The sequence below is a fragment of the Streptococcus rupicaprae genome (genome assembly GCF_040545225.1).
Lineage (GTDB): Bacteria > Bacillota > Bacilli > Lactobacillales > Streptococcaceae > Streptococcus > Streptococcus rupicaprae.
Genome location: NZ_JBEPLO010000003.1, coordinates 89,372 through 101,527, shown reverse-complemented (window position 1 = coordinate 101,527; position 12,156 = coordinate 89,372). Strand labels below are relative to the sequence as shown.

The 12,156-nt window shown below is 45.6% G+C and carries 13 protein-coding genes; 12 read left to right on the top strand and 1 reads right to left on the bottom strand.

Features of this window, described 5'->3' with window-relative positions:
- The first annotated feature begins 34 nt into the window (after nt 1–34).
- From galT to mmuM, 3 genes are all read left to right on the top strand, one after another.
- Nucleotides 35–1,510: a UDP-glucose--hexose-1-phosphate uridylyltransferase gene (galT, locus tag ABID29_RS02195; RefSeq protein ID WP_354364084.1), complete on the top strand. Its 1,476-nt coding sequence runs from the start codon at nt 35–37 to the stop codon at nt 1,508–1,510.
- Nucleotides 1,511–1,673: 163 nt separating this feature from the next.
- Entirely contained in the window at nt 1,674–2,021 is a 348-nt protein-coding gene (gene rplS / locus ABID29_RS02190; RefSeq protein ID WP_168550164.1) for a 50S ribosomal protein L19, read from the top strand.
- A gap of 364 nt (nt 2,022–2,385) precedes the next feature.
- Entirely contained in the window at nt 2,386–3,345 is a 960-nt protein-coding gene (gene mmuM, locus ABID29_RS02185; protein WP_354364083.1) for a homocysteine S-methyltransferase, read from the top strand.
- Nucleotides 3,346–3,648: 303 nt separating this feature from the next.
- Here mmuM and ABID29_RS02180 read toward each other — a convergent pair whose 3' ends face one another.
- Nucleotides 3,649–3,831, bottom strand: a complete 183-nt coding sequence (locus tag ABID29_RS02180) for a 4-oxalocrotonate tautomerase (protein ID WP_354364081.1) — start codon at nt 3,829–3,831, stop codon at nt 3,649–3,651.
- A 519-nt stretch (nt 3,832–4,350) separates the two neighbouring features.
- Here ABID29_RS02180 and ABID29_RS02175 point away from each other — a divergent pair.
- The 9 genes from ABID29_RS02175 to ABID29_RS02135 all read left to right on the top strand — a co-directional run bounded on the left by ABID29_RS02175 (nt 4,351) and on the right by ABID29_RS02135 (nt 12,076).
- The gene (locus ABID29_RS02175) at nt 4,351–4,827 is read left to right on the top strand and encodes an LURP-one-related/scramblase family protein (RefSeq protein ID WP_354364080.1); all 477 of its coding nucleotides are present in this window, start codon (nt 4,351–4,353) and stop codon (nt 4,825–4,827) included.
- 165 nt (nt 4,828–4,992) lie between these two features.
- Nucleotides 4,993–5,562 carry a thymidine kinase gene (locus ABID29_RS02170; RefSeq protein WP_354364078.1) on the top strand — a complete coding sequence of 190 codons (570 nt, stop codon included), beginning with the start codon at nt 4,993–4,995 and terminating at the stop codon, nt 5,560–5,562.
- Between the two features lie 349 nt (nt 5,563–5,911).
- Complete coding sequence (gene prfA / locus ABID29_RS02165) at nt 5,912–6,991, top strand: peptide chain release factor 1 (protein ID WP_354364077.1); 1,080 nt, start codon at nt 5,912–5,914, stop codon at nt 6,989–6,991.
- Nucleotides 6,991–7,824, top strand: coding sequence for a peptide chain release factor N(5)-glutamine methyltransferase (prmC, locus tag ABID29_RS02160; RefSeq protein WP_354364075.1), 834 nt, complete (start codon nt 6,991–6,993; stop codon nt 7,822–7,824). Before prfA ends, prmC begins: the two co-directional genes overlap by 1 nt.
- On the top strand, nt 7,811–8,416 hold the full coding sequence (locus ABID29_RS02155; protein ID WP_354364073.1) for an L-threonylcarbamoyladenylate synthase: 606 nt from the start codon (nt 7,811–7,813) through the stop codon (nt 8,414–8,416). Before prmC ends, ABID29_RS02155 begins: the two co-directional genes overlap by 14 nt.
- A gap of 1 nt (nt 8,417) precedes the next feature.
- Entirely contained in the window at nt 8,418–8,849 is a 432-nt protein-coding gene (locus ABID29_RS02150; protein WP_354364072.1) for a GNAT family N-acetyltransferase, read from the top strand.
- Nucleotides 8,850–8,982: 133 nt separating this feature from the next.
- A complete protein-coding gene (glyA, locus tag ABID29_RS02145; protein WP_354364070.1) occupies nt 8,983–10,236 on the top strand; it encodes a serine hydroxymethyltransferase in 1,254 nt (417 codons plus the stop codon).
- Between the two features lie 260 nt (nt 10,237–10,496).
- Nucleotides 10,497–11,474 (top strand): nucleoid-associated protein, encoded by a 978-nt coding sequence (locus ABID29_RS02140; RefSeq protein ID WP_354364069.1) that lies wholly within the window; start codon nt 10,497–10,499, stop codon nt 11,472–11,474.
- Nucleotides 11,474–12,076, top strand: coding sequence for a lysozyme family protein (locus ABID29_RS02135; protein ID WP_354364068.1), 603 nt, complete (start codon nt 11,474–11,476; stop codon nt 12,074–12,076). Before ABID29_RS02140 ends, ABID29_RS02135 begins: the two co-directional genes overlap by 1 nt.
- Nucleotides 12,077–12,156: the final 80 nt, after the last annotated feature.

The following is a 12,156-nucleotide window of genomic DNA, read 5'->3' as shown; positions in this document are numbered from 1 at the left end:
ATGTGTATGCTAAACAATTTTTAGGACAATAACTATGACAAAACTAATTGAAACCTTCGTGGAGCAGGTCATCGCCCACTCTGATTACACCGACATGGATAAGGTTTATCTGGTGAACCGTGTCCTCGCCTTGGTGGGCGAGGAGAATGCCCGCCGTGAGACCACAAGCACAGATCTGATTGCTCTGAAAGAAGAACTGGTTGATTTAGCAGTTGAAAATGGTCGGTCTGGCAATCTCTTAGAAGAACGTGACTGTCTGGGAGCGGAGTTGATGAACTTTATTACCCCACCACCTAGCCAGGTCAATCAGCGGTTCTGGAAGACTTATGAAACCAGTCCAGAGCAAGCCATTGCGGACTTTTATGCCTTATCTCAGCGTAACGACTACATTAAGGTTGCTGCTGTGTCCAAAAATATTGCGTTTGATGCTTCAACAGCCTACGGTGACCTGCAAATCACTATCAACCTATCCAAGCCTGAAAAGGACCCCAAGGCGATTGCAGCTGCCAAATTGATGAAACAGTCCAGCTACCCGCTCGATCTTTTGGTCATGGAAAATGAGGGTTACCAAGGAAGGCTGGATCATCCCGCTCGGGCCAATCATCGGATCATTCGGCTGACTTTAGGCAAGGAGCAGTGGGGGTTCCAGTATTCGCCCTACGCTTACTTTAAGGAGCACGGTATCTTCCTCAACACTGAGCACGTCCCCATGGTCATCAGCCGGACAACCTTTGAGCAACTGCTGGATATCGTGGACATTTTCCCTGGTTATTTTGTAGGTTCAAACGCCGACCTTCCCATCGTAGGTGGCTCCATTTTGACCCACAACCATTATCAGGGCGGTCGCCATACCTTCCCTATGGAAATGGCAGAGCTGGATAGCAAGTTTACTTTTGTGGGCTATGAGGGCATCACAGCAGGTATTGTCAAATGGCCTATGTCGGTCATCCGTTTGACCGGCAAAGATAAGGAAGATTTGGTGGACTTGGCAGATAAGATAAGGCTGGCCTGGGCAGATTATGCTGACCCTGAGCTAGACATTATCGCTCATACTGGCAATGAACGCCATCATACGGTGACCCCGATTGCCAGACGTCGAGGCCAACTCTTTGAATTGGATATTGTTCTACGCGATAACCACACGTCTGAAGAACACCCTGATGGCGTTTATCATCCGCACAAAGATGTCCAGCATATCAAGAAGGAAAATATTGGTTTGATTGAGGTTATGGGATTAGCCATCTTGCCACCTCGCTTAAAAGCAGAGTTGACAGAGGTGGAAAAATACTTGCTTCATCAGGACAACCAGCTGGCAGCCTATCATAAGGATTGGGCAGAGTGTCTTAAAACCGCTTATCCTGATGTGACTGCGGAAACCGTAACCGCTGTTGTCCAACAAGCCGTTGGTCAAGTCTTTGCCCGCGTCTTAGAAGATGCAGGGGTCTACAAACGGGATGCGGCAGGCCAGGCAGGCTTCAGGCGGTTTATCGAAACAATAGGCTCATTCTAAGCCGCTACTTCTGGTTTGAAAAAGTTTTTGAAGCAATGGTAAAAATCCCTTGCAAATCCTATTCAATTTGGTATAATAGACATTGTGTGTAATGGACGCACGAAAATACAGTTTATCCGCTGGGTTTAAAAGCACCTATGATTGACAAAGATAGGAGAAAAACATGAATCCATTAATCCAAAGTTTGACTGAAGGTCAACTTCGTACAGATATCCCTGCTTTCCGTCCTGGTGACACTGTTCGCGTTCACGCGAAAGTTGTCGAAGGTTCACGTGAGCGTATCCAGATCTTCGAGGGTGTTGTTATCTCTCGTAAGGGTCAAGGCATCTCAGAAATGTATACTGTTCGTAAGATTTCTGGTGGTATCGGGGTTGAGCGTACTTTCCCAATCCACACACCACGTGTTGATAAGATTGAAGTTATCCGCCACGGTAAAGTCCGTCGTGCGAAACTTTACTACTTGCGTGCCCTTCAAGGTAAGGCTGCTCGTATTAAAGAAATCCGTCGTTAAAATAGTCCTGTGGGCTAGTCTAGCATGGAAATGGGAAAGGACGCAAGTCCTTTTTCATTTTATCTTGGTTCAGTGGGAAGAATTGTCTAACCCGAGTTCAGTTAAGCTGGCATCCAAACCTTTTCCCGATTCTAGTTGTTTGGTGTCTGGGACTCAAAATGAGGGATCTTTTGGCGCAGCTTCCTAAGCGGGCTTGGTCACACGGGAACTATTTCTCTTTACAGTTTAACCATGTGAGGAGAATTTTTAGTTTTCTGAGATTTTAGGCTGTGTTCAACTCAGTTAAGAGACAGAAAAGAGGAAATCAAGCCGATTCTCAACTTTCCACCTGAGCTTCAATTTAACGGACAGGAGAAATAGACAGATGACAACATTCAAAGAAAGACTTGGTGAGGAAGGCCTGTTGATTCTAGATGGTGCCCTAGGGACAGAGTTAGAATCCAGAGGCTATGATGTCTCTGGAAACCTCTGGTCAGCTAAGTACCTTCTTGAAAATCCACAAGTGATCAAGGACATTCATCTGGATTATCTATTAGCGGGAGCTGACTTGCTGACGACTTCTAGCTATCAAGCGACAATTCCTGGCTTGCTAGCAGTTGGTTTGACCAGAAATGAAGCGGTGGAATTGATTGGTTTGACGGTTAGACTAGCCCGGGAAGCCAGAGAGACCTTTTGGGAATCCTTGACAAAGGAAGAACAGGTGGGGCGTCTCTATCCCTTGATTGGGGGTGACGTAGGGCCTTATGCTGCTTTTCTGGCTGATGCTTCAGAGTACACGGGCGATTATGCAGGTGTTTCGGTTGAGACATTGCAGGCATTTCATCGGGAGAGGATTGCTATTCTTCTTGAGGCAGGAGTGGATTTCTTGTGTATAGAAACCATCCCTAATCGCTTGGAAGTCCAAGCACTCTTACAGCTTTTGGCAGAAGAATTTCCGAAGAGTCAGGCCTATCTTAGTTTGGTCAGCCTGGATGGAAAGCATCTGCCAGATGGGACGGATTTGTCTGAGCTTGCCCAACAAGTGGACCGATCGCGTCAGGTTTTTGCTGTAGGGATCAACTGTAGCGCACCGGCCATGCTCGATCAGGCTCTGGAATGCTTGAAGCAGGGCTGTCAAAAGCCTTTGTTAGCTTACCCCAATTCGGGAGAAAGTTACGATGTTCAAACAGAGAGTTGGCAGGCCCAACCTGCCGATAGCCCCAGCTTGCTAGAGTGGAGCCGTCATTGGCAGGCTAGAGGCGCTAAAATTCTTGGAGGCTGCTGTCGGACCAGACCAGCGGATATAGCAGTCCTAGCTCAAGGATTGAGAGCTTCTGATAAGTGATCCTCTTTGAAAATCAAAGGTAGCCCTTGTCAACTCGCTTCGATGAGCTCCAGTCCTATCATAAGTCTCGTTTCCTAAGCTAGATCGGTTTTCTTTAAGTGTGAGAGAAAGTTTAGAGTCGACAGCTCTGTTGCTAAAAATTGATAGGCCAAGTGTTAAAGCGTATGGAAAGCTTTAAGGGGAGAACAAGTAGGTCCTGTTAATGGATGATCTTCTCCCCAAATTAGACACATAAAAAGAAAAAGCAAAGGACGGTAGACGTTTTTGAAAACTTCCATGTCCTTTGCTTTTCTGATTTTAGGCTTATTTTCGTTTCATTTCCCCTTGAGGATAATAGGTGCCTTCGGGCATGTCGTTGATGAAGACATGGATAGCAGACAAGGGGGCATTGGTGTTTCGAGACACCACTTCAGCGACCTCACGGGCAAGGTTTACTTTTTGTTCCTCAGTACGTCCTTCGAATAACTCAATTTTGACAAATGGCATAATATAGTCTCCTTTCGTTTTCGTCTAGTATAGCATAGATGGCTTGTTTTTGCTTGTTTTTAGGTGCATAATGGAGGTGGAAAAGGAGGGGATCTCATGAAACGATTTATTTTTTCTCTGCTCCTAGCTGGCTTGTCGATTTTGCTAGCAGCTACTGTTTTTCTCAAACTGTCTGGGAAGGACCAATCTTGATTATCCTAGCGTTCTTCATCCTGATTTATGGCCTGATTGCTCTTTATCGACATTCCAAGTTGGGAAGGTTACTTGTAGATGTCTTATGTGAACTATTTTTCTTTCCTTGGTAGCAAACAAGTCCAGGTGGCTTGTTTTTTCTTTACCTAGCAGTGACAGTTTTTGGAAAAATGACCGAATCAAATGAAGCTCAAGGTTTGCCAGCACATGGTATCCTCTCTTTGAGTTCCACTAGTCGTCATTCATAGTTTGAATAGACAATCAAAATGGTTGACTTTCTATTGATTATAATATATATATCAAATATATAAAATAGGAGCGTTTATCATGAAATTATACATGACTCAAGATAAGGGAACTTTAAAAAATAATTTCACCATTTACAATGAATCTGAGGAGTTGCTTTACCGGGTTAAAGGCAATATCGGTATGTTTACAGGGACTAGAAGTTCTATTTACAACTCTGATGAGACCCAAGAGGTTGCCTTTATCAAGCAGCGTTTTGCCCAATATAAGTGGGATGTTATTATCGGAGGCCAGACGGTGGCTACCATTTCTAAAAAATGGTTCTCACCCCGCTCTAAATATAAGGTTGAAATCCTTGACTGGCAGATAACAGGTCGATTGCTCTTCCATGATTATAAAATCACAGACAATCGTGATAACATGATTGCTCAATTACAGAAAAAAGCTTTCCGTTTGTCAGATAGTTTTGAAATTAGTCTGGACAATCCAGAGCAGGATGCGCTTTTGGTTGTGGCAGTCGTAGTGGCGATTGATGCGGCGATCGGCCAGACCAGCTAAGCACTTAATGGCCTGTGCTTGAGGCAGAATCTTCTCTTTTTGAGAAGGTTTTTTATTTTCCTGATAAAGTAAATGCCAGTCTTTGAAAATTATGGTAAAATAAGGAGGATTATAATTAGATCTTGCTTTTTGACAAGAGTAGGGTGCTTAGATTGGAAGCATAAGTTGGCTCAATTTTATTTTAAGTATGGGGCGATGAATTCAGGGAAAACGATTGAAATCCTGAAAGTTGCTCATAATTATGAGGAACAAGGCAAGGATGTGGTCATTATGACGTCAGCCTTGGATACTCGAGATGGTTTTGGGATTGTTTCAAGTCGGATTGGAATGCGACGGGATGCGATTGCTATTGCAACAGATTTTGACGTTTTCCAGTACGTTAAGGACTTAGACAAGATTCCCTACTGTATCTTGATTGATGAAGCTCAGTTTTTGACTAAGGATCAAGTGATTGCTTTCTCACGGGTAGTCGATGAACTGGATATCCCAGTTATGGCTTTCGGCTTGAAGAATGATTTTCTTAACCACTTGTTTGAAGGCTCAGAAGCTCTGCTATTGTTTGCCGATAAAATCGAGGAAATCAAAACCATCTGTCACTATTGCTCCAAAAAAGCAATTATGAACCTGAGGATGGTGGACGGGGCACCTGTCTATGCAGGGCAGCAAATCCAAATCGGTGGGAATGAGTCTTACCGTGCGGTCTGCCGTAAGCATTATTTTAAGCCTGAAATCTAAGATTTTAACTATAGAAAAGAAAACATGATTTAAAGGATTGTACTAGTTTTTCTTTTTCTAAACTGCAAGTCCTAATGATAACAAAAGGAACTGGATATCCCTACGGCCCTGTGGAAATAAAGCATTTGTAGGCAGATTTTATTTCTCGATTTAATAACTTTACGAAAGGAACTGAACACGGGCTACGGACTGTGCAAGCTTTTCTTTCACAAGACAAACTTAATGATAACGAAAGGAATAGAACACGCCCTAAAAGCGTCGGAAAAAAGATAGACTTCCTTGTGTGCTAGCACACGGCGTCAGTCTCCTATTTTTCTCTCGCTTTCTTAACGGGCTTTGTATCTTAATTATGAACATCTACGATCAATTACAGGCGGTGGAAGACCGCTACGAAGAATTAGGGGAATTACTCAGCGACCCTGAGGTCGTTTCTGACACCAAACGGTTTATGGAGTTGTCTCGCGAGGAGGCCAACACGCGTGAAACGGTAGCGGCCTACCGTGAGTACAAGGCGACCATCCAGGCCATTGCTGATGCCGAGGAAATGATTAAGGAAGCTGGTGGCGACAAGGACTTGGAAGAGATGGCCAAGGAAGAGTTGAAAGACAGTAAGGCTGCCAAGGAAGAATTGGAAGACCGCCTGAAAATCTTGCTCCTGCCAAAAGACCCTAACGACGACAAGAACATCATTTTGGAAATCCGCGGTGCCGCTGGTGGTGATGAGGCTGCCCTCTTTGCAGGAGACCTTTTGGCCATGTACCAGAAATTTTCTGAGAGCCAAGGTTGGCGCTTTGAAATCATGGAGACCTCTTACAACGGTGTTGGCGGTATCAAGGAAGTGGTGGCCATGGTATCGGGTCAATCGGTTTACTCTAAACTGAAGTATGAGAGCGGTGCCCACCGTGTGCAGCGTGTCCCTGTGACGGAAAGCCAGGGGCGTGTCCACACCTCAACGGCAACCGTCCTCATCATGCCTGAAATCGAAGAAGTCGAGTATGATATTGACCCGAAAGACCTCCGTGTTGACATTTACCACGCCTCTGGTGCAGGTGGTCAGAACGTCAATAAGGTGGCAACGGCTGTCCGCATCGTTCACTTGCCGACCAACATCAAGGTCGAGATGCAGGAAGAGCGGACCCAGCAGAAGAACCGTGACAAGGCCATGAAGATTATCCGTGCCCGTGTGGCGGATCATTTTGCCCAGATTGCCCAAGACGAGCAGGATGCGGAGCGCAAGTCAACCATCGGTACTGGTGACCGCTCTGAGCGGATCCGTACCTATAACTTCCCGCAGAACCGTGTCACAGACCACCGGATCGGTCTGACCCTGCAAAAGTTGGACACCATTTTGGCTGGTAAGATGGACGAAGTCGTGGATGCCCTGGTCCTCTACGATCAAACCCAGAAATTAGAAAAGTTGGCTAACTAATGCGTTTAGGACAGCTATTAGTGACCCTAGAAGACCAACTCGAGGCAGTAGGAGAGGAGCGGGCGGCCCTCTCTTACGTGTTTCAGGAGAAAAAAGGTTGGACCAGGACAGAGCTGATTTTGCAGCTCAACCAGCCCGTTTCAGAAAGTGACCAACTCTTGCTTGAAGAAATCGCCCAGCAGCTCATGGCCCATGTGCCTGCCCAGCATTTGACTGGCAAAGCCTATTTTCGTGATTTGGAGCTCAAGGTTGGTCCGGCAGTCCTCATTCCAAGACCTGAGACCGAGGAGTTGGTGGACTTGATTCTTTCGGAAAATAGCAGAGCGGATTTGCGGGTTTTAGACATGGGAACAGGTAGCGGTGCCATCGCCTTATCCCTCAAGCAAGCCAGACCAGATTGGCTGGTAACAGCCAGCGATATTTCAGTTGACGCGCTAGCCATTGCCCAGGAAAATGCTCAGAAGAATCAACTGGAGGTCCAATTTGTCCAGTCAGATGTCTTTGCCCAGATTGATGGAAAATTTGACCTCATCGTGTCTAATCCCCCCTATATCGCCTATGAAGACAGCGCAGAAGTTGGCCAAAACGTGCTTTTGTATGAACCCCATATGGCCCTTTTTGCGCAAGAAGACGGTTACGCGATTTACCGAAAGATTTTGGAGAATGCCAAAAACTATCTGGCGATAGATGGGAAAATTTACTTTGAAATAGGCTACAAGCAAGGACTGGGATTAGAAACACTCAGCCAAACCTATCTCCCTGAAAAACGCGTGCGGGTCCTAAAAGATGTCTTTGGAAAGGATCGGATGGTGGCTATTGATGAATACCAGTGAACTCTCTTCTATTCTGGCCTTAGGTGGGGCAGTTGTCCTGCCAACAGAAACGGTCTATGGGCTATTTGCCAAGGCTCTAGACGAGCAGGCGGTCAACCAGGTATATGCCCTTAAAAACCGTCCCCTTGACAAGGCCATGAATCTAAATGTGTCTAGCCTTGACGACATCTTGGCTTACAGTCAGAATCAGCCGAACTATCTGGAAAAACTCTATCAGTCCTTTTTCCCGGGGCCTTTGACCATTATCCTTCAGGCCAATGACCGCGTGCCTGCCTGGATCAATTCTGGTTTGCAGACAGTCGGGTTTCGTCTACCGGCTCACTCTGTAACCCAAGACCTGATCTCCCAGCATGGGCCTTTGATTGGGCCATCGGCAAATGTGTCTGGCTCTACTAGCGGGACGAAGTTTGAGCAAATTCTGGCTGATTTTGATGGTCAGGTGACAGGCTACGCTGATGACCAAGCACTGACAGGTCAAGATTCGACCATCCTGGATTTGTCAGGCGACAGGACCAAGATTTTACGACAAGGAGCTATCACCAAGGAAGATTTACTGGCAGTAGTGCCAGAGTTGAGATTTGAGGAGGACTAATATGCTCAGACCCTTAGACTTAAAAGACGTGCCACAACTCTCTGCCATTAATGACTTGGCTTTAGGCTATGCCTTCTCAGCAGAAGAGACGGCTCGCCAACTGACCAAGTTACTGGCAGATGACCATCATTTTCTGCTCGGCTATGGCGCCCCTGAAACAGGGGAGCTCTTAGGCTATGTCCATGCTCAAACCTATGAAAGCCTTTATTCGCCAAGGGGCTTTAATGTCTTAGCCTTAGCAGTTCACCCTGACCATCAAGGGAAGGGCATTGGCAAGGACCTGATGGCGGCCTTGAAAGAAGAAGCAGAAACAAGAGCCTATTCCTTTATCCGCCTCAACTCGGGCGCCCATCGGATAGAGGCCCATCAGTTTTACGAAAAAATCGGCTACGATGGCGACAAACTGCAGAAACGCTTTATTTTACTCTTGTGACCATCACTCCCTGTTTCAATTGAAGCGGGATTTTTGTCAATTTCGGAACGTTCGTTGAAATATTTCTTCTAATAGGGAGAAATTGACCTGTCTTGTGATACAATAGAGGGAAATCAAGAAAAGGAGAATCCACATGATTTTTGACCAAGAAGACTATAAGGCCTACGATAGTGAGTTATGGGCTGCTATTGCAGACGAGGAGAAGCGCCAGCAAAACAACATCGAGCTGATTGCTTCCGAAAACGTTGTTTCTAAAGCTGTTATGGCTGCACAAGGCTCCATTTTGACCAATAAGTACGCCGAAGGCTATCCAGGCAACCGCTACTATGGCGGGACAGAAGTGGTCGATGTGATTGAACATTTAGCCATTGACCGTGCAAAAGAGATTTTCGGCGCCCAGTTTGCCAATGTTCAGCCCCACTCTGGAAGTCAGGCCAATGCCGCGGCCTACATGGCTCTCATTGAGCCAGGAGATACGGTATTGGGCATGGACTTGTCTGCTGGTGGACACTTGACCCACGGTTCTCCTGTTAACTTTTCGGGCAAGACCTACAACTTTGTCCCTTACGGTGTTGATAAGGAAACGGAGCAGTTGGATTACGATGCCATCTTGGCGCGTGCTCAGGAAGTGCAGCCGCAGCTGATTGTGGCAGGTGCCTCTGCCTATTCACGCACCATTGATTTTGCCAAATTCCGTGAGATTGCAGATAAGGTTGGTGCCAAGCTCATGGTGGATATGGCCCATATTGCTGGACTTGTCGCAGCAGGTCTTCATCCAAGCCCAGTGCCTTACGCTGATGTGACAACTTCTACAACCCACAAGACCCTCCGTGGTCCTCGTGGCGGCCTCATTTTGACCAATGACGAAACTCTTGCCAAGAAAATCAACTCAGCTGTCTTTCCTGGCCTCCAAGGTGGCCCGCTGGAGCATGTGATTGCCGCAAAAGCTGTTTCCTTCAAGGAAAACTTAGACCCTGCCTTTAAAGCATACGCTCAAAATGTCATTACTAACTGTCAAGTCATGGCTGAGGTGTTCAAGCAACATGACAACTTCCGTGTCATTTCTGGTGGAACAGACAACCATGTCTTCCTAGTAGACGTTACCAAGGTGGTCGAAAACGGCAAAGTCGCTCAAAACCTGCTAGACGAAGTCAGCATTACCCTCAACAAGAACTCGATCCCTTTTGAAACCCTGTCACCATTTAAGACATCTGGGATCCGAATCGGTACTGCCGCAGTAACCGCGCGCGGATTTGGAGAAAAAGAGTGCCGCAAGGTCGCTGAACTCATCATCAAGGCCTTGGAAAATGCTGATAATGAAGCTGTTCTAGATGAGGTTCGTCAAGAAGTTCGTGCCTTAACAGACGCTTTTCCGCTTTATAGCTAAGATGTAAAGAAGCTGGGCAAAAAGTCAGCTCTATTGAAACAATGGTATAAAAAAATAGTTTGACGCAGTGGCTGATTGGCAGTTTTGTTCGCATTATAAGCTCCAAAACTGGCCTAATCAACTGTGCGGGGGTGGGAAGACGAACTCTTTTTCGTTTATTGGAGTTCTTTCCCACTCCCTTTTTCTTCTTGTTTATGGTACAATAGCAGAGCAGTTTTCCTCTTTAGTAGTGAAAGCTGGTAGGACAAGTAGAGGTAAGTATGTTAGATATTTATATTAAAAAAGCCATTATCCATCAATTTCTACCGACAGAGACAGAGTTGGTCATATCGGATAAATACCTCAATCTAACGCCCAAGATAGAGGCCTATCTTCGCAAAAAAATTGAACGTGTCTATAGTGACCAGGCTAAAACAGGTGTTTTTGAGACAGAAAATGCTTTTTTGTCGCGCTTGACGGATGATTTAAAAGAGACGTCTAGGGAAGTTGCACAGGCATGGAAGGACGTTTTTACCCTTTCTGAAAACCAAAAGACCAATGATCTGGTTTTTATAGAGTTTGAAAGTCATGGGGTCAAGCACTTTGCCTTTTTGAGGCTGGCTTTGCGAGAGAATCTAGCTCACTTGGGACAAGATTTTGACAATCCTATTACCACGACTCAAAATAACCTACCCGGTCCAGGATCTCCACCGGATGAGGCCTTGATTGTTAACTTAAAGACGCGTCAATACTTCTTGATTGAAAAGCGGATCAAGCATAATGGTGCTTTTCTCAACTATTTTTCGGATCAGATTTTGGCAGTTAAGCCAGACATTTCTGTGCAAAAATCCATAAAAACAATGGAACAAACAGCTCAGAAGATTGCAGCGAATTTTAATCAGGATGACTTCCAGTTCCAATCCAAGGTCAAGACAGCTTTGTACAAGCATTTGCAGGAAGAAGAGGTACTCTCAGCTGAAAAGCTGGCGGATCAATTGTTTGACCAGAACCTGACAGCTAAACTGAGCTTTATTGATCAAGTTAAGGAAACCCTGCCCCAATCGCTCCCGATAGAGCAATTGGATACCAGCCGTCAGCTTAAGAAATTGGAAAACCAGAAGCTGTCTTTGTCTAACGGCATTGAATTGATCGTGCCTAATCGGGTTTACGAAGACGCTGAGTCAGTCGAATTTATCCAAAACGAGGATGGGACCTACTCCATTCTCATTAAAAATATTGAAGCAATCGAGGCCAAGTAATGTTTAAAAAGATAAGACGGCTGATTTTACTGGTCTTGTTACTGCTTATTGGGTTTAAGGCCTATGAGATTCGCCAAGATGTCAAGCATGTAATGACTTACGAGCCCTTGGTGAAGGAAGTTTTGGCTGAGATGGAGAGTCAAGCTGACCCAGAGTTAATTTTGGCTATGATTTACACGGAAACTAAAGGCCGGGCAGATGATGTCATGCAGTCTAGTGAAAGTTTGACAGGTATGGCCAATACCATCACAGATACCAAGGCAAGTATTCAGCAAGGAGTGGAAGTCCTGGCTAAGCATATTGCCTATGCCCAAGAACTGGGCTTGGATCAGTGGACGGCTGTACAGGCTTATAATTTTGGGAGTTCCTATATGGACTATGTCAAGGAAAATGGAGGTCAGAACTTAATCAAGGTGGCCAAGGCCTATTCTAGAGACGTTGTGGCACCGAGTTTAGGAAATACGACTGGTCAAACCTATAGCTATCGCCATCCGATCGCTCTTTTACATGGTGGAGAGCTCTATGTCAATGGCGGCAATATTTACTATTCGAGGCAAGTACGTATCAATCAATACCTCATGAAAATCATGAACTGGTTTTAACCGACTCATGGTTTTTTATTTTGTTCTTGGAATTTGGTATAATATAAGAAATGCAAAGACGTGGTTAAGAAACGGTCAGA

What these genes read in the sequence shown, in the direction of transcription:
- ABID29_RS02150 (WP_354364072.1), top strand. Translation starts at nt 8,418, where the DNA reads ATGCTCAGACCCTTAGACTTAAAAGACGTGCCACAACTCTCTGCCATT.
- ABID29_RS02140 (WP_354364069.1), top strand. Translation starts at nt 10,497, where the DNA reads ATGTTAGATATTTATATTAAAAAAGCCATTATCCATCAATTTCTACCG.
- ABID29_RS02155 (WP_354364073.1), top strand. Translation starts at nt 7,811, where the DNA reads ATGAATACCAGTGAACTCTCTTCTATTCTGGCCTTAGGTGGGGCAGTT.
- ABID29_RS02180 (WP_354364081.1), bottom strand. Translation starts at nt 3,831, where the DNA reads ATGCCATTTGTCAAAATTGAGTTATTCGAAGGACGTACTGAGGAACAA.
- ABID29_RS02135 (WP_354364068.1), top strand. Translation starts at nt 11,474, where the DNA reads ATGTTTAAAAAGATAAGACGGCTGATTTTACTGGTCTTGTTACTGCTT.
- mmuM (WP_354364083.1), top strand. Translation starts at nt 2,386, where the DNA reads ATGACAACATTCAAAGAAAGACTTGGTGAGGAAGGCCTGTTGATTCTA.
- prfA (WP_354364077.1), top strand. Translation starts at nt 5,912, where the DNA reads ATGAACATCTACGATCAATTACAGGCGGTGGAAGACCGCTACGAAGAA.
- ABID29_RS02175 (WP_354364080.1), top strand. Translation starts at nt 4,351, where the DNA reads ATGAAATTATACATGACTCAAGATAAGGGAACTTTAAAAAATAATTTC.
- rplS (WP_168550164.1), top strand. Translation starts at nt 1,674, where the DNA reads ATGAATCCATTAATCCAAAGTTTGACTGAAGGTCAACTTCGTACAGAT.
- glyA (WP_354364070.1), top strand. Translation starts at nt 8,983, where the DNA reads ATGATTTTTGACCAAGAAGACTATAAGGCCTACGATAGTGAGTTATGG.
- prmC (WP_354364075.1), top strand. Translation starts at nt 6,991, where the DNA reads ATGCGTTTAGGACAGCTATTAGTGACCCTAGAAGACCAACTCGAGGCA.
- galT (WP_354364084.1), top strand. Translation starts at nt 35, where the DNA reads ATGACAAAACTAATTGAAACCTTCGTGGAGCAGGTCATCGCCCACTCT.